This is a genomic window from Nostoc sp. DedQUE07, assembly GCF_034530975.2.
GTDB lineage: Bacteria > Cyanobacteriota > Cyanobacteriia > Cyanobacteriales > Nostocaceae > Nostoc.
The window spans coordinates 100,392-121,498 of the sequence record NZ_JAVRCC020000007.1 but is presented as its reverse complement, the minus strand read 5'-3'; the positions used below and the strand labels follow the sequence as shown (position 1 = coordinate 121,498).

General features: G+C 43.6%; 21 protein-coding genes. 6 read left to right on the top strand and 15 right to left on the bottom strand.

Features of this window, described 5'->3' with window-relative positions; translation table 11 throughout:
* The first annotated feature begins 48 nt into the window (after positions 1–48).
* The 5 genes from RMZ95_RS08170 (at position 49) to RMZ95_RS08150 (ending at position 3,606) form a co-directional block, all read left to right on the top strand.
* Positions 49–327: a chaplin gene (locus tag RMZ95_RS08170; RefSeq protein ID WP_322671600.1), complete on the top strand. Its 279-nt coding sequence runs from the start codon at positions 49–51 to the stop codon at positions 325–327.
* Positions 328–489: 162 nt separating this feature from the next.
* Positions 490–708, top strand: coding sequence for a bacteriocin (locus RMZ95_RS08165; protein ID WP_322671601.1), 219 nt, complete (start codon positions 490–492; stop codon positions 706–708).
* Positions 709–906: 198 nt separating this feature from the next.
* The gene (locus RMZ95_RS08160; protein WP_322671602.1) at positions 907–1,203 is read left to right on the top strand and encodes a hypothetical protein; all 297 of its coding nucleotides are present in this window, start codon (positions 907–909) and stop codon (positions 1,201–1,203) included.
* Between the two features lie 173 nt (positions 1,204–1,376).
* Positions 1,377–2,744, top strand: coding sequence for an NAD(P)/FAD-dependent oxidoreductase (locus tag RMZ95_RS08155; protein ID WP_322686212.1), 1,368 nt, complete (start codon positions 1,377–1,379; stop codon positions 2,742–2,744).
* A gap of 451 nt (positions 2,745–3,195) precedes the next feature.
* Positions 3,196–3,606: a peptidoglycan-binding domain-containing protein gene (locus RMZ95_RS08150; protein ID WP_322671604.1), complete on the top strand. Its 411-nt coding sequence runs from the start codon at positions 3,196–3,198 to the stop codon at positions 3,604–3,606.
* Positions 3,607–3,913: 307 nt separating this feature from the next.
* On the opposite strand, the gene RMZ95_RS08145 is transcribed toward RMZ95_RS08150, so the two are convergent.
* From RMZ95_RS08145 to RMZ95_RS08105, 9 genes are all read right to left on the bottom strand, one after another.
* The gene (locus tag RMZ95_RS08145; protein WP_322686211.1) at positions 3,914–4,549 is read right to left on the bottom strand and encodes a nucleotidyltransferase family protein; all 636 of its coding nucleotides are present in this window, start codon (positions 4,547–4,549) and stop codon (positions 3,914–3,916) included.
* Between the two features lie 5 nt (positions 4,550–4,554).
* Positions 4,555–5,712, bottom strand: a complete 1,158-nt coding sequence (locus RMZ95_RS08140; protein WP_322686210.1) for an XdhC family protein — start codon at positions 5,710–5,712, stop codon at positions 4,555–4,557.
* A 505-nt stretch (positions 5,713–6,217) separates the two neighbouring features.
* Positions 6,218–7,534, bottom strand: coding sequence for a Gfo/Idh/MocA family oxidoreductase (locus RMZ95_RS08135; RefSeq protein WP_322686209.1), 1,317 nt, complete (start codon positions 7,532–7,534; stop codon positions 6,218–6,220).
* Between the two features lie 485 nt (positions 7,535–8,019).
* A complete protein-coding gene (locus tag RMZ95_RS08130; protein ID WP_322686208.1) occupies positions 8,020–8,715 on the bottom strand; it encodes a DUF4142 domain-containing protein in 696 nt (231 codons plus the stop codon).
* A 167-nt stretch (positions 8,716–8,882) separates the two neighbouring features.
* Positions 8,883–9,002 carry a twin-arginine translocation signal domain-containing protein gene (locus tag RMZ95_RS08125; protein WP_409882190.1) on the bottom strand — a complete coding sequence of 40 codons (120 nt, stop codon included), beginning with the start codon at positions 9,000–9,002 and terminating at the stop codon, positions 8,883–8,885.
* A gap of 573 nt (positions 9,003–9,575) precedes the next feature.
* Complete coding sequence (locus RMZ95_RS08120) at positions 9,576–10,469, bottom strand: aromatic alcohol reductase (RefSeq protein WP_322686207.1); 894 nt, start codon at positions 10,467–10,469, stop codon at positions 9,576–9,578.
* 111 nt (positions 10,470–10,580) lie between these two features.
* A complete protein-coding gene (locus tag RMZ95_RS08115) occupies positions 10,581–11,093 on the bottom strand; it encodes a quercetin 2,3-dioxygenase (protein WP_322686206.1) in 513 nt (170 codons plus the stop codon).
* 281 nt (positions 11,094–11,374) lie between these two features.
* The gene (locus RMZ95_RS08110) at positions 11,375–12,334 is read right to left on the bottom strand and encodes an AraC family transcriptional regulator (RefSeq protein WP_322686205.1); all 960 of its coding nucleotides are present in this window, start codon (positions 12,332–12,334) and stop codon (positions 11,375–11,377) included.
* A gap of 399 nt (positions 12,335–12,733) precedes the next feature.
* Positions 12,734–13,126 carry a DUF6632 domain-containing protein gene (locus RMZ95_RS08105; RefSeq protein WP_322686204.1) on the bottom strand — a complete coding sequence of 131 codons (393 nt, stop codon included), beginning with the start codon at positions 13,124–13,126 and terminating at the stop codon, positions 12,734–12,736.
* Between the two features lie 364 nt (positions 13,127–13,490).
* On the opposite strand from RMZ95_RS08105, the gene RMZ95_RS08100 reads away from it, so the two are divergent.
* Positions 13,491–13,862: a hypothetical protein gene (locus RMZ95_RS08100; RefSeq protein ID WP_322686203.1), complete on the top strand. Its 372-nt coding sequence runs from the start codon at positions 13,491–13,493 to the stop codon at positions 13,860–13,862.
* A 48-nt stretch (positions 13,863–13,910) separates the two neighbouring features.
* Here RMZ95_RS08100 and RMZ95_RS08095 read toward each other — a convergent pair whose 3' ends face one another.
* The 6 genes from RMZ95_RS08095 to RMZ95_RS08070 all read right to left on the bottom strand — a co-directional run bounded on the left by RMZ95_RS08095 (position 13,911) and on the right by RMZ95_RS08070 (position 21,059).
* Positions 13,911–14,849, bottom strand: a complete 939-nt coding sequence (locus RMZ95_RS08095; protein ID WP_322686202.1) for a cation diffusion facilitator family transporter — start codon at positions 14,847–14,849, stop codon at positions 13,911–13,913.
* Positions 14,850–15,009: 160 nt separating this feature from the next.
* Entirely contained in the window at positions 15,010–17,223 is a 2,214-nt protein-coding gene (locus tag RMZ95_RS08090; RefSeq protein ID WP_322686201.1) for a xanthine dehydrogenase family protein molybdopterin-binding subunit, read from the bottom strand.
* Positions 17,220–18,203: a xanthine dehydrogenase family protein subunit M gene (locus RMZ95_RS08085; RefSeq protein WP_322686200.1), complete on the bottom strand. Its 984-nt coding sequence runs from the start codon at positions 18,201–18,203 to the stop codon at positions 17,220–17,222. The genes RMZ95_RS08090 and RMZ95_RS08085 overlap by 4 nt, the downstream gene beginning before the upstream one ends.
* Entirely contained in the window at positions 18,190–18,813 is a 624-nt protein-coding gene (locus RMZ95_RS08080; RefSeq protein WP_322671617.1) for a (2Fe-2S)-binding protein, read from the bottom strand. The genes RMZ95_RS08085 and RMZ95_RS08080 overlap by 14 nt, the downstream gene beginning before the upstream one ends.
* A 592-nt stretch (positions 18,814–19,405) precedes the next feature.
* Complete coding sequence (locus RMZ95_RS08075) at positions 19,406–19,747, bottom strand: cupin domain-containing protein (RefSeq protein WP_322686199.1); 342 nt, start codon at positions 19,745–19,747, stop codon at positions 19,406–19,408.
* A gap of 142 nt (positions 19,748–19,889) precedes the next feature.
* Positions 19,890–21,059 (bottom strand): zinc-dependent alcohol dehydrogenase, encoded by a 1,170-nt coding sequence (locus tag RMZ95_RS08070; RefSeq protein WP_322671620.1) that lies wholly within the window; start codon positions 21,057–21,059, stop codon positions 19,890–19,892.
* Positions 21,060–21,107: the final 48 nt, after the last annotated feature.

Genomic DNA, 21,107 nt, shown 5'->3' with positions numbered 1-21,107 from the left:
GCACACTTAAGCACAGAGATTGAAAACAACCAAAAAGAGTAAAATAAAATGTTAAAAATCTTTTCAACCAAGAAACAAGCAACAAAAGAAGTACCTACACTCCATCAAGAAGAACTAGAATTGTTTGAAGAACTAGATGACGCTGATTTATTGAGTGTATTTGGCGGAGATTCAAGTGCAGAAGGTGCTGCTGTTGGTAGTCCTGGAGTTCTTTCGGGGAACCTTGCTCAAGTACCCGTTCATGTACCCGTTAACGTTTGTGTTAATAGTGTCAATGTAATTGGTCTACTTAACCCAGCTTTCGGAAATACTTGTGTAAATGATTAACGATTTGCACTCTATTGAATATTACGATTAAATAGCGATCGCAAGCATTATGTATTGAATTTATCTGAGAGTTTTTGATGTCTGCTATCAAAGACACTTAGGAGAATTATGACTAACAACAAAAAAGTCTAGAAACGTCCTCAACTGGAGCAAGCAAAGCAAATGCAAGTAGACAAATTCCAAATCAATGAAATCGATGATTTGAAGGAACTTTCTGATGATGAGCTAATGGCTATAGTAGGAGGAGCAAAAACGGCGTTGGCAGAGGGAATAAAGCAATTGGAAGGGCATTTAGTGGATTTGGAAGCACAATTAGAAAAATTGAATCCACAAACAGAAGTGGGGAAAGCGTTGTTGAAATCGTTAGAAACTTTAGTTTAAGGGAGCCTAAACCTAGTTAGAAGAAGAGATAAGTTAATTATCTGGAGGTTAGACTAAATAATGAAAAATAGGGTGTGTGATTGAACACAAGTTTCCTATTAGCAGAAGCATCAGAGTTGAATCACCAACTCTCGTCTGGCAATATGAAAAGTACCAAAATATAATCAATGTAATTTCAATTAATGAACAAAGGAAGTTATGACAAACAACAAAATTGCCGACTTGGAAACTAGCTTTTTTGAAGAATTGAGTAATGCAGAATCAATGCTAGTAGTAGGAGGAATTGGTAATGATAATGGTATAAACACTGTGAACGGTAATGGATCTCTTCAGATATACGCAAATCAAGTTAATGTCGGCGACTCATCTCCTCAGCAGGGATTGATTCAAGGAGGTTTCACCCTCAACAGACAAGAACCGAAAGGAGATGAACCCCTGTCACGTGTATTAGATAACATACCAATTTTGTCTGGAAATGCTTCTGTCGGTAGCTGAAACGTAGATGGAATATAGCTAAATAAGAAATAATTTTTTTATCTATAGAGAAAGTGGTCGCCATAGTCGATCGCTTTTTCTATTGGTAAAAGTTTAGACTTTTTTAAGTTTTATCTTAACAAAAGGAGTAATTATATAAAAGTGAGTTATGAATTTGGTAAAAGAGATATTTTATGAACAGCCCAGTTTATCAAACTGTGATTCTTGGTGGTGGCTTCACTGGCTTATTTACAGCCTTACACCTAGCTCACGAACATTATCCTCGCTCTGTAATTTTGATCGATCGAAATGAAAGCTTTTGCTTTAAGCCATTACTCTACGAATATTTCAGTGGCGAGATGGATGCTTTTCAAGTAGTACCGCGTTTTACAGAATTGCTTAAAGGTAGTGGTGTAATTTTTGTTCAAGATGCAGTGGAATCGATAGACTTGCATCAACAACAAGTCAAATTAGCTTCGGGAAACTCATACAACTACAGTAACTTAGTATTAGCTTTGGGTAGTGTTACTAGTTATCATCATCTTGAAGGTGCTAAAGAATACGCTTTTCCTTTTTGGACAGAAGCAGATGCGATCGCTCTCGATCGGCATTTAGGCGATTGTTTGCAAAAAGCAATCAAAACTGAAAATCCAGAACAACGTCGTCAACTGCTAACAATAGTTATAGTTGGTGGTGGTGCAAGTGGTGTAGAAATGGCAGCTACTTTAGCTGATTTACTCCCACATTGGTATAACGCTATGGGAGGAAATTCTAGTGAAATCCGGGTGGTATTGCTCAATCACGGACAAGAAATTCTCAATGGTGATATTAACAATCCTCTGCGCCCAATTGCTGAGAAAGAATTACAAAAACGCACGATTCCAATTGAAATACTTACGGGAGCAGAAGCCACTACTATTCATGCTAATGCCATTGAATATAAACGCAATGAGCAAATTGAAACATTGCCAACATACACCGCAATCTGGACAGCTGGCACTTCTATTCACCCACTAATTAAAGATTTACCAATTTCTCAAGAACATCGCGATCGCCACAACCGCCTCCTAGTGAATTCTACAATGCAACTACTCGACTTTCCAGAAGTATTTGCAGGCGGGGATTGTGTAGCAGTTCAAGATAATTCACTACCGCCAACAGCCCAAGTCGCTTATCAGCAAGGAGCCAATATTGCCCAAAATTTAAAAGCATTAGCTTTAGGCGAAGCCCTCAAATCAGTAAAGGTAAATATACGCGGAACTCTCTTAAAATTAGGGTTAAATGATGCTGCCGCTAACTTATTCAATATTTTTGAAGTTGCAGGAGAATCCGGGCATTTAATTCGTCAAGGAACTTATTTAACGCTATTACCAACACCAATTCATGACTTTAAAGCAACAACTGAATGGGTGGATGAAGAGATTTTTCATCACCATCTCGATCCTCATGATGTAGGCAAAAAAGTTGTCCAAGCAGTGGAAGTGGTTGGCGCAGGAGTTATGGGTGTTTTAGCTGCCAGAAAATTATTGAAAATGTTGGGTTCGGAAGATAAAAGAGATTAGTACAGTACGGCGTAAATAAACCACGCATTCAAAACCGAATGGCACGCTTGTAAAGCCCAAACACTTATTGTATCCTCGTGTATCCTCGTTCCCAGCCTCCAGGTTGGGAACCAGTTGGGGCAAGGGCTGTATCTTAACAAGCGTGCCATTCCATTCAAAACCAATGAAATGCTTACGCTGTATTAATTTTTAATTTTTAATTCCGCCTTGCGGTACTAGCGCAATTTCGTGCGACATAAATTTTAATACATTTAGTCATGGTTTTGTCACAATTTCGCAATAGCTTTGTCAATACGACGTGTGATGCTATAGCTCTGGCTTTGGAAATAGTCTCAGACTAAATCCACATACCAGAATCTACAGAGGAGAATCACTTAAGGCACAGTACCTTATGAAGATGACTCTTCAGATAGAAATTGCAAAATCTCATACAGTTGTAAGGAACAAGAAAATGAATTGGAAAGTACTTGCTTTGCTCCCTGCTTTGACTCTAGCTACTGCTGTACCTGCTTACTCTTTAACTAATAATAAAAACCAAAATTCGGCTACTGCTACCCACATTGCCCAAAGTACTCAGCAAGGCAACACCATGAAAAAGCCTAATGCTGTACCAAAGCTTAGTGCCAAGCACAAGTCTAATCATCTGGCAAAGCGTAGTACTGGTACTGTACTAACAGTAGGCAGCAAAGGAGAGACAGTGAAAACTGTTCAGAATTCTTTAAAACAACAAGGATTCTATACAGGAAGTGTGAATGGTGTGTTTGATAACAAGACTCGTGCCGCTGCGATCAAATTTCAGAAGTCTAAGGGATTAAGAGCAGACGGAATAATTGGACGCAGAACTTTAGCAGCTCTTAAATAAAATTGTTTCCTAATATAGGAATCCGGTTTGATTCGGAGAATTTACTTGCGCGTGGGCAGGGAACAGGGAATAGAGAATAGGGAACAGGAAAGAAGGCATAGATCCGTACTGAGTCTTGTTTAAAAATAAAATAGGAGTCCTATATCCTCATTCCTAAAATGCTTTAAAGACAAAAGGCTAGGAAAAAAATTCTAGCCTTAAAATACTAACCCAACTTTTTCTATTTTTCTATCTGTATAGGTCGGGGAGGCACTGCATTGTGGAGCTAGCGCGGTCTTTTCTACTTGTTCGCTTTTAGCGTTCTTGTTCAAGATGCTTCAAAAATTCCTTTAGTAATTGATAGCAATTGTTCGTAATCCTTTGGTGTATCAATATCTATATCCCCTAATGGAAACGGAATAGAAAACACTTCATTAAGGTTATGATTAATAACTTTTTTCGCTCCTGAAGTTTCCTTTAAAGCGGCAAGTTCTGAAAAAAATGTCTGACTGAATAGAGCAGGTACACCTAATGTATCTCCATATTCACAAGCAATAATCGGTTTTTTTGTCGAATAATAGGCATCAACAAGTTGATTGATAATTTGGGGAGAAACAAATGGCTGGTCGCAAAGTGTAATAACTACTGCTTCTATTTTTTGCGGAAGATTATTTAACAATTCAATACCACTCTTGATTGAGGTACTCATTCCACAAGCCCAATCCGAGTTCTTAACTACTTTAACGGGAAGTTGTTTAATTTGGGGATGAATCTGTTCTGCGTTGGCTCCAAGTACTACTACCACAGGTTGACAAACTGAAGCGATCGCTATTTCTGTAATATATTGTAAAAAACTACGCCCTTGGTAAAGCAATAGTTGTTTCGGTGTACCCATCCTAGTAGATGCACCAGCAGCAAGAATCATAACGGCTATGGTTGATTTCTCGTTGTCTATAGCAGTCATAAAAACTATGGGGTAAGTAGCAAGTTTGAGTTGCTTTCATAACATTGGTGAATCGGTTGATTGCGATTTTTTAAAAAACTACCATTGCGGTTTGTTAGCACTGCTTGAATTTCTGCAATAATCGCGATCGCTATTCCTTCAGGTGTTTCTGCTCCGATATCAATCCCAATCGGGCCATGCAATCTAGTTAATTGTTCAGTAGTATAAACTATTCCTTGCGAACGTAAATCTTCAAGCAATCTTTCAGTACGTGCTTTTGGGCCTAAAACCCCTATGTAGCGTGCGGGAGATGGCAGCAATGTTTTCAAAATTTCCAGGTCATCAAGATAATTATGCGTCATCACTACGGCAACTGTCTTGACATCTATAAATATTTGTTTTTGGACAATTTCTCGCTGAGTCAGAATCACGTCACAAGCTGTCGGAAATCGCGCTTTAGTTGCCTCATTAGCCCGACAATCGACTACAGTAACGTCCCAACCTAATGCTTGAGCAAACTGTGCTACGGGTACAGCATCATAACCAGCACCAAATATTACTAAAGGCGTGGGTGGTTGGATGACTTCAATAAAAACTTCTGCACTGCCTAAAGGTAACTGATAGTTTTTTACACTAGACTTTTGATTAGTAAAAGCTGCTTGAGTATCTACTTGCAGAGATTGAATTAAATTTGGATCTTTGATGTCAGCGATAATTTTACCATCAGGATACAGCAGTAAACGCGACCCAAGTTTCACATCTACCTCGCCTTCAAAAGCAATGACTGTAGCAATAATACCCAAATGTTTTTGATGAAAGCACTCTTGCATAAAAGCGATCGCATTTGGTGAACTTTCTTTTTCAAGACGTTCGATGAGAACTTGCACTGTTCCATTGCACCCCAAACCAAAGCCCCAAAGAATATCTTCCGAGGCGGTGTTATCGTAAGTAACAACAATTGGTTCGCCGTCCGACATTCGTTGTTGAGTATACTCAAATACGTCATTTTCTAAGCAACCCGCGCTGATTGTTCCGATCGTCCGACCTGTATCTGTCATCAACATTTTGGCACCCGGTCGGCGATAGGTTGAACCTTGAGTTTTGACTACAGTAGCAAGAAAAGTAATTTCACCATTTTTTTGACTTGACTGGAAGCCTTCTAAAATTGCTTGTAATTCGTTCATTTGTTTCTGTTTCTAGCAGTTTATGAAGTTGAGTAGGTAGTCTCAATGCAAACAATGCGATCGCTGTGCCATTGTGCATCGCTGCTAGTGTCAAACACTCCTTAGATTTGCTGCCTTTTAACGATTACAGTATAGTACGTTAGATTGAGGTGCGTTGTTTACCGCCGCAAGCATCGCGGTGTTCTGCTATCCAAGATAAGCGAAAACACTACTGAAATCATGCCCCACAGGATAGTTGCCAACTTTAGGCAATCGGGCGATCGCGAAACAAAGATTTACGCACCAGACTTCAAGCAGAGGTTGTCAAATCCTTCGGGCAGGGAAAAGGGAAAAGGGAAAATGGAAAAGGGAACCCCATAACTAAAGTTAGGGGCTTGATACTATGACGCTGTATTTCTCGTACTACGTATCTCGAAATACATCTTTTTCTGTCTCCATGTTTAAAAACAGGGACTTGTACCCCTTCCCCTTCCCCCTCTTTGGTCATGACTGCGGTATGCACAGATTACTTCAGCATTCGCGGAGCGGGGCCACGAGTGGTATCCAATCCTGAGACACGAGGCAAGGTAATCGTTTTGCCTGTTCGTGCCGCTTCGTAAATCAACGCTATAAGTTTTTGGTCTTGCAAACCTTCTTCACCAGGTGTATGAGGTTGTTTATTTTGAATCACACAATCCGCCATGTGATCGATTTCTAAGGCGAACTGATTCTTCTCACCTATCCGCACTTCGCTAATATTTTCTGCCATGCTGTTGGTTGGGGATTTGCGCGAAGTCATCATTCGCAAACCATTGTAGGAGAACGCCGGATCGAGTTGTCCCCAAGCATCAGAGCCGAAAACGCGAAACCGCCGCCCTTCATGAAAGCCGTAGCTAGTGGAGCAAATCCCTAGTATTCCACTGGGAAACCGCAGCTGGAAGGTGACATTTTCTTCTACTTCTTTGAAGCGCGGATCGCCGGGAGTACTGAAGATTTGGGCGCTAATTGCGATCGGTTCCTCTCCCGTTAAATAGCGAGTTGCATTCAAGCAATAAATTCCTACATCCGGTAAAGAGCCACCTCCAGCTAAGGCGCGTTTCAATCGCCACTGATTTAAGTCACCTCCCTGATTTTGTCCGTTATCTGCCTGAATCACCTTCACAGTTCCCAATTCTTTGCTACGGATCATCGCAATCATGGCGCGATGGTGTGGCTCATATTGGCAGCGATAAGCAATCATCAGCTTGCGATCGGCTTGTTTGCACGCGTCGATCATCTGTTGAGCATCTTCGACTGTGGTTGCCATCGGCTTTTCACACAGAATATGCTTTCCAGCTTTCGCACCACGCACCGTATATTCCCGGTGCATACTGTTAGGCAGTACAATATAAATTACATCAACGTCTGGATTGTTGCGGAGATTGTCGTAATTCTGATAGTTGTAAACGTTCTGCGGTTTAATGCCATACTGCTGGGCAACAAGATTTGCTTTGGCAGCATCACCACTAACTAATGCAGTTGGCTTTGCTAGTTTACATTCTGCAAAGGCAGGCATGATTTCTTCTAATGTCAGTCTGCCAAGTCCAACGATCGCAAATCCCAAACGTCGCTCTGGAGGTAATGCAGTTGGTGGCCCACCCGTATCAACCTCAGTTTTTTCTGAGATGGGCGGAAACTCAATCTGAGGCGGCAACGAACCTCCGCGAGGAGTGGCTTGTCCCGTTGGTTGTTGGGCAGTAACCTCTTCGCCCATACTACCAATTGCGGCGGCTGAAACGGCTCCTAACCCAGCTGTAGTTAGAATTTGACGACGAGAAATTTTTCCTTTAAACAATTTAGACATCGTGGTTCCTTAAAATTCTCTTTAATGATGAAATTTTCGTCTTCCAGCAGAAATCATGTATTTGAACCACATCTGTCGTCGGGACACATGATTGCTCATTGGGTCAACTTAAGCTCAAACGTTTGTCCCACACACGCTTTACCCCACCCCAAAGCATCGGCTTGTAATACACAAGTCAAATTACCCCCCTTAATCCACCCGATATATTGGGGGGAAACAAGATTTCTTGTTCCCTCCCCTTTATAAGGGGAGGGTTAGGGTGGGGTAAAACCTTGGTTACTCAGCTATTTTAGAAAGGTTACTGGGTTTGGGAAAATTCCTATACCTTTACCCCTTACCCTTTTCCCTACAATGCCAAGAAGTTTAATCATTGCTGTACCCCTACCACCTTCTCTACAAAACGCTACGCGTAGCTTGCTTGTTTGCAAGAGTACGCGCAGCGGATACAAAGGGAAAGAAGAAATGCTTAACTGAACTTTATTGCCTTACGGGGTAGTGGTTGGAGTTGGGGTGCTAGTTGGAGTTGAGGTGCTAGTTGGAGTTGGGGTGCTAGTTGAACTTCCAGGATTAACAAGAGAACTAACCTCTTGCAAATGTTGTTGGAGGGTTGGTAGCGTTTGAGCCGCAAATGCTTTCACGTCTGCATCTTGTCCTTGTTCAGCTTCAGTTTGGAATGCAGCAACATCCTTTTGATGAGCTTGAAGCATCTGGTTCAGATATTGACGATCGAAGTTAGCACCAGAAAGTTTGGATAAACGTTGCTTTACTTGCTGATTTTTGGCGCCAATAGTAGTTGGCAGCGTCACACCTTTTTGAGCCGCCAGCTGTTTAAGTTGATTGTTTGCTTGCGTATGATCTTCAACCATATGCTGTCCAAACTGTTTTACCACATTGCTAGCTCCACGTTGTAATGCCAGTTGTCCTAGTTGGACTTCTGCTAAACCATCTTGAGCGGCTTGAGTGATGAACTGTCTGTCTGCCGAACTGAGGTTATTTTGCCCTGATGGAGTTGGTGAGGTAGTTGGCGATACAGTTGGGGATGGACTCTCAGTTCCTTGTACAGGTACAGCAGCTGGAACTTCAGATGTAGTCTGGTCGTGCGGAGTAGTCGGTGTGCAACCAGTCGCCAGAGATAAAGCGATCGCTACTATACCAGTAGAAAATATTTTGAAGTTAGACATAATTAGTGTTCTCCTTGGATAAAGCTATATTTTGAAACGTTGAATGAAAAATTAAACGCGATCGCACAGTTGAGTAAGCTACAAACAAAGCCGATTAATGTGAAGCAGATGCCGTTGGTGCAAATTGTGCAAATAGATTCAAGATTTCTCGATTGAATGCAGGGATATCATCTGGTTGAGTTCTGTTTGGGCAAAGAGCGGTTGCAAAAATCCTTCCGAAACTGTAATGCTGCCACTAATCCCGAAGCAGAAGCAGTTTTTAACAAGCTGCGTCTACTGATTTCCATAATTGTCTCCTACAAGCACCAACAGGAATGAGCCGTATATTATCACTGCTATCTGGCACAGAGACTCTAGCTAAGGTGTGCTTTTAAATATACTCCGCAAGATTCATTCACAATGCAAATCGATGCATTCACCATGCAAGTTGATGTATTCCTAATGCAAGTCAATGCATTCATAATGCAAATCGATGCATTCCTAATGTAAGTCGATGCATTCACCATGCAAGTTGATGTATTCCTAATGCAAGTCGATGTATTCCTAATGCAAGTCGATGTATTGTAAAAACTTACTTTTTGTTTAAACTTGCTTGATTTAAAACTTTATCAATAAAAGTAGGAGTTATATCATGTCCGCCTAATTAGTTATAATTCCCGCATCTGTGCAAAAACCAGGAAACCCTTTTTCCCCCTGCCCCCAGCAAGAACTGCTCCCCTGCCGTCTTAATAATAAATCTTTAACCGGACATGATATTAAAGGGCAGCAGGAAAACCCTCTGTTTTTTGCCTCGTAACAAACTCGCAAGCGAGAGACGAAAGCACCACCACTTTTTCCACTAAACCTGCTGTTGTGCCATTTTACGAATTTCCTTTGCTTAGAAATTGCTTAACCGTCTTAGGTTTAATGTGGGGATAGCGATCGCTCCCAATCCGATCGAGTTTGCCTTTACCCGATACCATCGCGTACATATACTGGTGGTAAACGTACTCTTCGCGTGAACTGGCTGACGCTTTTTTGTTAGCAATCCAAGCTTTCATCTCGGCGATACTGCCCAATAATTTTTCGGTTAATTTGCTGCCCGTTGCCGCTTCATAAGTGGCTTTCAACTGCTTCGCGGTTAAAGTGTCACCTGCGACTGACAATGCCGTGTTTCCTAAGCTTGGGTCGCTCACCGCTTCCGCCACATACTTGGCGGTATCATCAGTAGTGGTAAGATCGAGCGGTGTTTCACCATCGCCCCAGTATTGAAATATCTGATGTTCTAGGTCAAACAGTGGCATATAGGTGATGAATTCCATAAATGCCCCGTTGAGAACTAGGGTATATTCCAAACCCATGAGCTGGAGATACTCAAACACTTCCTTCCGCATATCCAGGTTATCATTGTCGCCATAATCCAGTTTGCGATAGTCCACGGAGTAATCGGAAGGAATGAACCGCTTCACGCCCTGCTGTTTGGCAGCATCAATCAGGTTTTTCTGCCCTGGCACAGTCACGTCATTATTGCCGATCGCAGAGACGACCACATCAACCCCGTCACAAACAGACAGCAGCGTTTCAGGTTTCATTAAGTCGCCTTCTGCGATCGTGACACCCTTAGCTTGCATCGCCTCAATTTTTTGACGATTTTTTGCACTGCTGTCGTTGATTGAGCGCACCATTGCTCGAATATCAAGGTTGCTTTTGTCGAGTAGAGCAGAAACAATCTTAGAACCCAGCATCCCAGTAGAGCCAGCGACTAGAACCGTCAATTTTGTTGTCATGATTTTCTTTGTATTTACAGAATTTAATGAGGCAGACTCGTTACTTGAAAAGCGATCGATCTGCCAGAGCCAAACTCGAATAATTTGGTGTTGGGTAATTTAGCTTGCAAAGCCTTGTAAGAATTTTGTTTTAGCGGCAGGATACTGCTGAATGACTTGCTCAAGCGCTTGATTAGCTTGTTCTCGATCGGGAAAAGGTATTGAAGCAGGAGGCAATGTGCGTGCCTCTGCGGGCACTGTCGTTGCCATGATTGTATACTCAAAACCTGCGGGGACATAAGTATTGAGTAGTCGAGCCGTTTCAGAATCGATTTGAAAAGCGTGTTTTGTACCCCGTGGAATTGACACAAACGATCCAGCAGTTGCTTTAATCGGCTGGTCTTCGACAAAGAAGGTGGCTTCGCCTTCGAGAATGTAAAAGGTTTCATCTGCCGCCTCATGAATGTGAGGTGGTGCTGCCGGCCCATGCGGTATAATTTCTTCTATACAAGAATACTGTCCATCAGTATCTTCGGCAGTTGCCAGCATAATCCAGAGAATGCCCATACCCCAATAAGCGCGACCTTCGGCACTATTAACTTGAAAAGCTTGTGGCTTGTTTTGTGCGTTCATGTATAAATCCTTTATTTCAATTAGTTAGAATTTCATGGTAGAAAAAGCTTTATTTTTATCCCTTGATTAACCAATCTCTAGAAATCGTAGGAAAAATAAAGCCTGACTGTCTTGGACGATCTTGCTTTTTAACAGTACATTCTTGCTCTAAGGAATAAGAATTAAACAACATACAATTTATGTTTATGTCCCTGGCTTACCTCACCCTCAATCCCTCTCCTTATAAAGGAGAGGGAAGCTAGAGACAGGATGAAGTTTTGCATTTTATTTAATCCACGTTCCTAAGCGCGGAACTGGCTGGGTGAAACACCAAAATGGCGCTTGAAATGGCGGTTCAGGTGACTTTGATCGACAAAGCCTACTTGAATTGCAATGTTAGTGATCGAGAGATTTGTAGTCTTGAGTAGCTGTTTCGCCTCTTTTGTGCGGCATTTGAGTAAATACTGGTGTGGTGTTAATCCGGTCGATTGTTTAAACAAACGGCTAAAGTAATAAGGACTTATCTGCACCATTTCAGCCATGATCGTTAGGCTAGGATTCTGCGCCGAATGCTGGTGAATATATTCAGTCACTTGTCGTAATCGAGCCTGTGATAATCCATCAGAATAGCTTGCAATTTTGGGCTTTTGGGTCGAGTAGTGCCGTAGTAAATGAACAGAAAGTGCGGTTGCCATTGACTCGGTGTAGAGGCGATCGCAGGCATTCTCAGATTCAAGATTTACCTTTAGAGCAAGCCCAATTTGATAAATTAACGGGTCATTTAACTTGAATTGGGGTATAATCTCAAGTCGATCCGGATCGACCACTTCCGCCGCGATCTGCTTGATAAACGTGGGTTCAAGGTGTAGAGCAATCCACTCGCTTGCATCCTGTAAACGCACTGAAACAGGAGCAGTTGCAGGAGTTAAACAAATATCGCCGTTGCTGAAGCTCGCGCATCGTAAATGACCATTTAGCAATTGCTCTTTGATCGCGACGGCGTGATTGAGATGAATTGTGATCAAATGCTGCGAGAAACAATGCTCAGGAGTCTCAACAGCATTGTGGTACTCGTAATAGCTAACTCTGACTCCATTCCAGAATCCTTTTTGACTAGCAAGAACAGGCGCACTTGAACCAATTTTTGAAATGAATTCGTCGCTGGCAGCGTCAAGTATTAACGGCTGTTCTGTAGTCATGCTTCTTTTACTGGCTGTTAAAGTCTCACTAAATTTAATAAATACTTTGGTTACAAATAGCACTCATTCTTACCCCTTGATATCTATCTGGAGTTAGGATTAATTACTTCTTGTAGAACTGACTTTTCACGGCATCTGGAAAACCTCACTTCTATTTCTCTCTCCTAAAAGGCTACGGTGTACACACAAGTTGAATTACCCCCCTTAATCCCCCCTTATAAAGGGGGGAGACCGGAAAATCTAGTTCCCTCCCCTTTATAAGGGGAGGGTTAGGGTAGGGTAAAACTTTGGTTAATCAGCTATTTAGATAGACTGGTAGCTGCTGACAGCAAATTGCGCTCTAATCGAATACACGTAGAGACGTAGCATTGCTACGTCTCTACAAGGTTTTAGGTTTTATATTTATCTAAAATGTGCTGTATCTCTTTAATGATAGGAAATACACAGACATTCTACGCCCGTTCATGTACTTGACACCACTTTGCGGGGCGCTAAAAAGCCAAGGACAATCGCTACCAAGAACAATGCTGGAACATCACCAAACAAGTGTCCCTGTTCAACAGGGTCAATTACTGCATGTACCGCCATGATCAGCCCGTGGACTGCACTTGATATGACGGTGAACCAGATTAAACTGAGGTGAGCTTCTGGTTGCCTTGAAGCCAACAGTAAAAATACACCAAGCGTCGCATAAACACCAACGATCATCTGTTCGTATTCGTGCTGACCTGGTTGCCATAACCAGCCTGATGCCCAGACCTGAGTTAGCGGATAAATAAGTAGAAAAGCTATGCCAAAAAGAACCAGAGCGATTCGTAAGTACCGATCGCGCCCATCCATTGCTTTAACCTCCACTATTTTCTAGTGCAGTCTTTACTAACAAAACTGCATCATTTTGTGATTGTATTCTCACTAGTGACACTTCAGCTTTAGAGTGTTAGAAATTTTAATGCTCCTCATAGTTTTTAGTGTCGTCTTACGGTTTTGTAATTGCATCGGTCTGTTATGCCAATACATTGGTCTGTTATGCCAATACATCGGTCTGTTATGCCAATACATCGGTCTGTTATGCCAATACATCGGTCTGTTATGCCAATACATCGACCTGTTATCTTAAACTATCCTTTATAACCTTGCTCTATCTGAAAATTTCATCTTACTGATAACTTTTTTTGTTGTAATGGGTACGTTAAATGTACAACTTATTAAGTATGCATGTATGCCTCCCCAAAATACAACAAACCGTTTGCGTCCTCTACTGATTAGTCAAGATATTGACTCATTCCACGGTTTACAAACCGTCAGCACTTACAACACAACTCGTGCTGATGCTTCATCTGCTAATTTACAGGAAGCTTATCAGGCAATGTTGATTTCTCAACAAACCGAAACCGAGAAATTAGCTTTATACCGTGCTGCTGCTGATGCTGCGCGATTAGCAGAATGGGAATTTCATAATGCCGTATTAGCGATGAAAGAAGTTGTACGCGGACAATATGGTTCAGATAGCGATCAAGCTCAAGCTGTGGGATTGAAGAAAAAATCAGACCGCAAGCGTCCTTCCCGCAAAAAACAAGTTGCAATAGCGTAACCGCCTGCTGGAAGCGATCGCATTTGCAGTATTCGGCGTTGTATGCAATTAATCTCTTACGCTCATATCTTGCATTTGCTGATTGCTCGAACGCTCTAACTCCAAATCTTCCCAAGAAACTGGATCTTCTACAGGTTCCAAATGAGTTGTAACGTGGGTTGAAGGCAACACCCGAACAATCGCAAGCTCAATTGCTTCGCATAAATCATGCCCTTGTTGCACTGTCCAAGATCCAGGTACAAGAACATGAAAGGAAACAAAGCGACGGGTTCCAGCAGCGCGGGTTCGCAAGGCATGAAACTGGATGTCTTGACCTTTGTACTCGTTAAGGATGCTCTTGATTGCGTCAATTTCTTTTTTAGGTAAAGCTGCATCCAGTAAGGCGCTACTGGTTTCCCGCAGTATACGAAATCCTGTCCAAGTAATATTTGCTGCTACTATCAGTGCAATAATTGGATCGAACACGAGAGCGCCTGTTAGCTTGACGAGTAAGATTCCAACTACCACACCACCCGAAGTCACCACATCGGTAAACAGATGGTGAGCATCAGCCCTGAGTGTGATGGAACGCAACCGTCGCCCTGCCCGTAGCAAGATAAAGGCAACAACGCCGTTGATTGCGGTTGCAATGAGGGAGAGTGCCAACCCTAATCCCAACTGTGTTAACGGTTCTGGATGTAGCAAGCGTCCCCAAGCTTCAACAGCAATGCTGATAGCGGCTATTACAATCAACGCACCTTCTGCACCACTGGAAAAGTATTCAGCTTTAGAATGCCCAAAGGCGTGTTCGGCATCGGCTGGTTTATCAGCATAGGTCAATGCCCATAGAGCAACCAATGCTGCTACGAGATTTACAATTGACTCAATAGCATCTGAAAGCAAACCTACTGATCCGGTTAGCAGGTAAGCGCCAAATTTCAAGGCAATAGTGATGATTGCTGCTGCAATCGATAAGAAAGCGTAGGATCGGGCTGTTGGACTACTCATCTCGGTCGCGGACGTAATTACTACAGTGATTCCGAGCTAAGAGTACCAAATTTTACTTGAGCGGTCATCAATCTTGAGTCTTCTACTGATTGGTATTTCAAGACGCGATAAATTTAAGACGCGATAAATCGCGTCTCTACAAGTGTTGCGATCGCCATATCTACAGCAGTTTGTCTAAGGTAATTGGCAAATCGCGGATGCGCTTACCGGTGGCATGATAGACAGCATTAGCGATCGCCGCCGCAGTGCCGGTAATGCCAATTTCACCAATTCCTTTGACACCGAGCGGGTTGATATGTGGATCTTGTTCATCGACAAACAACACTTCAATATCAGGAACATCTGCATTCACTGGTACGTGATACTCAGCTAAATCATGGTTGACAACACGTCCTCGGTTGGGGTCTGTTAGCGTATGTTCCATTAACGCCATGCCAATGCCATAAATAATCCCACCGATCAGCTGACTGTTGGCTGTTTTAGCGTTGAGGATGCGTCCTACGCCAAAAGTTCCCACCCAGCGCGTTATTCGCACTTCGCCTAAATCAGGCTCAACGCGCACTTCGGCAAACTGCGCTCCAAATGAGTGCATTGAAAACTTCTTTTGTTCCTCTCCAGGTTTGGCATCTGCACGCGCTTCGAGCATTTTCATCCCATGTCGTGCCAAGATTGCCTGATATGTTTCGCTAGCGGAGGATTTATTTTTTAAGAAAAAGCTGCCATCTTGAGCAATCACATCCTCAGCCTTTGAACTATAAAGCGGCGATTTTTGATCGGCAAGTGCTAGTTGCAAAAGCTGACTGCGTGCTTGATTTCCCGCTAAATGCACGGCTGAACTGACACTGGCGGCAGTTTGAGAACCACCAGAAATGGGGGTTTGTGGCATCTTGGTATCGCCTAATTCAAACCGCACTTTCTCAACTGGTAAACCGAGTGCTTCAGCTGCAACTTGAGTCATCACAGTATAAGTTCCCGTACCAATATCTTGGGAACCGCTTCGCACCACGGCTGTACCATCTGCCATAATTTGAGCGATCGCTGATGCTGGGGAACGGTTAGTAGGATAAGTAGCTGTCGCCATCCCCCAACCAATTAAATAGTTGCCATCTCGCATCGAACGGGGCTTGGGATTGCGCTTTTGCCAGCCAAACTTTTCTGCCCCCAATTTGTAACACTCTCTCAGTGACTTGCTCGACCAAGGTATTTCTTTACTAGGATCGACTTCAGCATAGTTACGCAAACGCAACTCTACCGGATCGATATTGAGTGCATAAGCTAGTTCGTCCATTGCCGATTCTAAGGCAAACGACCCAGAAGCTTCGCCTGGGGCCCGCATATAGGTTGGTGTTCCTTGATCGACCTGAACCAGATGGTGGCTAGTTTCGATATTCGGGCTAGCGTAGAGCATTCGGGCGCTTTTACCAACAGGTTCGATAAATTCATCGAAAGTTGAAGTCTGGGAAGTGCCGACGTGTCGCAAAGCAGTCAATTTGCCATCGCGGGTTGCACCGAGAGAAACCTGTTGAATTGTCTCCGGTCGGAAGCCCACAGGCCCATACATTTGTATCCGTCCCAGAACTAATTTCACTGGGCGATTAACTTGCTTTGCGGCCATCGCCGCTAGCGGGACGTGCGACCAAGCCGACCCTTTGCAACCGAAGCCACCGCCTACAAAGTAAGACATAATGCGAACTTTCTCAGGCTCAATTCCTAATACCCCTGCAACTTTTTGTTGAGCCTGAAAGATGCCCTGAGTTGCGTCATACAGCAGCAGTTCATCACCTTGCCAAACTGCTGTTGTAGCATGAGGCTCCATCGGATTGTGATTTTCTACTGGCGTGGTATAGGTTTGCTCGACGCGGACAGCTGCCGCCGCTAGTCCCTGGCTGAGATTGCCATGCTCTAAATCGGGCGGTTCCTCTCTAGGGATTTTACCTTTAGGCAAGTATGCCTTAGCGAGATTGTCCCGCATATTAATGGTTGGTTTCTCTTCGTCATAGCGAACTTGCACCAAGGAGGCAGCATACATCGCTCGTTCAAAGGTATCGGCAACCACAACACCAATATGCTGACCGCTATACAGCACAATGTTATCTTGCAGGACTTGCAGCTTGCGACCGCCGCCCTTTTCTCCAGAAGCTTTGGGCGCGTTGAGGTGGGTAATTACTGCTAATACACCCGGTACTTGTTCCGCCGCCTTGGTATCGATTTGGGCAATTTTACCTTTGGCGATCGCACTTTGAATTGTCACGCCATAAGTCATTTTGGCTACCGGAAACTCAGCCGCGTAACGTGCGCCACCAGTCACCTTCAGGTATCCATCAACTCGATTTAGCGGTTTGCCGACAACTATATTTTTATCCCCAGTATTCATGCCATCCCTCCCACCGTTGTCAGCGCTTTAACAATTGTGCGTTTAGCCAGTTCGACCTTAAAGCCGTTGTATTTTTGAGGTTTAGCACCGGCGATCGCAGCCAATGCTGCTGCTTGAAATGTTGCTTGGTTTGCCGGCTTGTTCAGAAGCACTTTTTCCGCTTCCAAGGCACGCCAGGGCTTTGTGCCAACGCCACCAAGGGCAATGCGTGCCGAGCGAATAATTCCATTTTGAATATCTAATGCTGCTGCAACCGATGTCATCGCAAAGGCATAGGAGGCGCGATCGCGAACTTTTAAATAGTGCGATCGCCTTGCGAAGTTTAAAGCAGGTAAATCAACGGCAACAATTAACTCTCCGTGTTCTAAAACCGTCTCCCTTTCTGGCGTTTCGCCAGGTAGAAGATGAAAATCTACCAGCGGGATACTGCGCTCTCTTCTTGGCCCGCGGGTTTGCACAACGGCATCGAGTGCCACCAATGCCACAGCCATATCAGAAGGATGGGTGGCAATACAGCGATCGCTACCGCCAAGAATTGCATGGATGCGGTTATAACCCTCAATTGCCGGACAACCTGAACCAGGAACGCGTTTATTGCAGGGGAAAGCGGTATCGCGGAAGTAGTAACACCGAGTACGTTGCAGCAAATTTCCGCCGACACTTGCCATATTTCGCAGTTGCGGTGATGCCCCAGACAGCAACGCCTCCGCCAACACCGGGTAACGCTCCTGAATTATCGGATTATAAGCAACCTCGCTATTGCTTGCCATTGCTCCAATCCGCACACCGTTACCCTGCATTTCTATCTTGCTCAGTGGGAGTGGGTTAATGTCAACCAACTCTCTTGGATTCTGGACATTCAGCTTCATCAAATCGATGAGGCTAGTACCACCAGCGAGATACGAAGCTTGGGCATCTGGAGTAACCAACGCCACGGCATTTTCTGCCTGTCCTGCTTTCTTATAGCTAAACGGCTGCATCTTTTTTTCCCTCTAAGACATCGCGGACAGCAGCCACGATATTTGGATAAGCACCGCAACGGCAGATATTGCCGCTCATCAGTTCGCGAATGTCGGCATCTGACTTGGCGTGTCCTTCGTTGACTAAACCCACTGCCGAACAAATTTGTCCTGGCGTGCAGTAGCCGCACTGAAACGCATCGCGGGCAACAAACGCGGCTTGCATCGGATGCAGATTGTTTCCTTGTTCCAACCCTTCAATAGTTGTAATTTTTGCGTCGGTGTGCATAATTGCAAATGTCAGGCAGGAATTAATTCGTTGCCCATCAACCAGCACCGTGCAAGCACCACACTGACCATGATCGCAACCTTTTTTAGTACCAATTAATCCTAGATATTCCCGAAGTGCATCAAGTAAAGTAACACGCGGTTCAATTTGCAAACTATGAGGTGTTCCATTCACTTGTAGCGTCACCTTCACAGTTTCAGAAGTGGAAGTTGCCAGCATTGGGGTAGTTTTTTTTACTTGAGTTTCTGCTACAGCTTTCTCTACAAAATTAGCGATCGTAGCCGCTACTGTGCTGAAGACCATCAATTGACCCAGCTTGCGGCGTCTTAAGACAAACCTCATTTGTTCGCTCCATTCTGTTTTTGTTAAAAATATTGAGTAATTATCTATGCTGAAATTATTGATAGAAAACCAGACTTACCAAAAAGCATTTTCTCTAAAAAGACATTGTTAATAGAATACAATTTCGTCTTGTTATGTCTCTCTATCAGAAGATTTATGCCATAAGAGGTTGTTTGAAAAGTCATAGTTGATGTATGAAATATTTTTTACCCCACCCTAACCCTCCCCTTAGAAAGGGGAGGGAACTAGATTTCTTTTTCCCCCTTTCTAAGGGGGGATTAAGGGGGATAAAAATGTGATAAAATCATAGCCCAACACTTTAAAACAACCTCTAAAGTGCAAAGCACAGTAAAAAGGAGAACAATATTCTTGTTCTCCTACGAATGCTTTATATTCCATGTCATTGAAAGCGGCTATAGGTTTTTAGCGAGCGATCGCAAATCATATCATGTCCGCTTGATTGCTTATTAAACCCGAAGAACCCCACCCCGCCAAAGCTACGCCTTGTCTCCCCTCCCCGCCTGCGGGGAGGGGATTAAGGGGTGGGGTGCAATGACTGTGGAAATCATAACTAGTTTATGCGAACATGATATCAGTTTTCGTCTCGCCCGTGAACTTGAGCAGGTGGACTAGTTGCTTCAACAGCAGTAAATGATTCTAAAATTTTATAAGTGTGACTAGCTCCTTTTGGTACTACCCAAGAACTCCCAGGTTCTAGTAAAATCGTTTGCCCTTCAATATGCAATTCTGCACGACCAGTAATTACATAACCAACAGTTTCATATTCCCGTGCTGCTGGTTCTTTAGGTTCGTTCGGTTCCTCATTTTCCCATAGGCGCATGGAAATGGTTTTGCCAGATGCAAGATATTTCTGACCAAGTTGACCTTTAGGGGAATTGCTAGAGTCTACTTTAATAACGGTTGTATCAGACATATTTTCTACCTCTTTCTAGTTTTAACTTTGGGTATTGGGCATTGGGCACTTGTACTGAGCGGAGTCGAAGTATTGGGCATTGGGCATAGTTATTTTCCTTGTTTCCATTTCCTATTCCCCATTCCCCATTCCCCATTCCCTACTACGGTTTGAGTACAACTTTGATGCAGTTATCTTTCTTGTGCTTAAAAATCTCGTAGCCGTGGGGCGCTTGTTCTAGAGGTAAAGTGTGAGTGATGATAAATGTTGGATCGATATCACCGTTTTGGATGTGTTCTAGCAAAGGTTTTAGATACTTGTGGACATTCGTTTGTCCCATTTTGAAGGTTAATCCTTTGTTCATGGCAGCACCCATTGGGATTTTATCTAAAAAGCCACCGTACACACCCGCAAGTGATACATGACCACCTTTAGCAGCAGATACTATTACTTGCCGTAATGCCGTCGGACGGTCTGTTTCTAAACGTACTGCTTGCTTTACCTGGTCGTACATCGCCATAAAATCTGTGCCGTGTGCCTCCATTCCTACTGCATCAATGCAAGCATCGGGGCCACGACCGCCAGTCATTTCTTTGAGTGCTTCGCCAATATTCACTTCTTCGTAGTTGAGAACTTCTGCTTTGCCGTATTCTTTAGCCATTTGCAGACGTTCGGGAACGCGGTCAAAAGCGATCACCCGTTCCGCACCTAGCATATATGCGCTTCTGATGGCAAATTGTCCGACTGGCCCACAACCCCAAACGGCGACAATATCACCGGGTTTGATGTTGCAGTTCTCGGCTGCCATGTAGCCGGTGGGAAAAATATCTGTTAGAAATAGCACTTGCTCATCCGTTAAACCATCGGGAATTTTGAACAAGCCTACATCGGCAAAAGGTACTCTTGCATACTCTGCTTGACCGCCAGCGTAACCGCCGAATAAATGAGAGTAGCCAAATAGACCTGCTGGTGAATGTCCCATTTGCTTTTCGACTAACCAAGCATTGGGGTTAGAGTTATCGCACAGCGACCATAAATCCCGATTGCAGAAAAAGCAGCTACCGCAAGATATAGTGAAGGGAACAACGACGCGATCGCCTACATTCACATTTTTAACTGCACTTCCAAGTTCTACGACTTCCCCCATAAATTCATGACCAAGGATATCGCCCTTTTGCATGGTGGGAATATAGCCGTCGTAAATATGCAAATCTGAACCGCATATTGCTGTGGAAGTAATTTTAACAATAGCATCACGTGGGTTAAGAATTTTAGGGTCGGGAACTGTTTCCACCCGCACGTCGTTTGCTCCATGCCAGCAAACTGCTTTCATAATTATTTAGTCCTTAGTTATAATTCCTGGATCGTTCGTATCAAGATA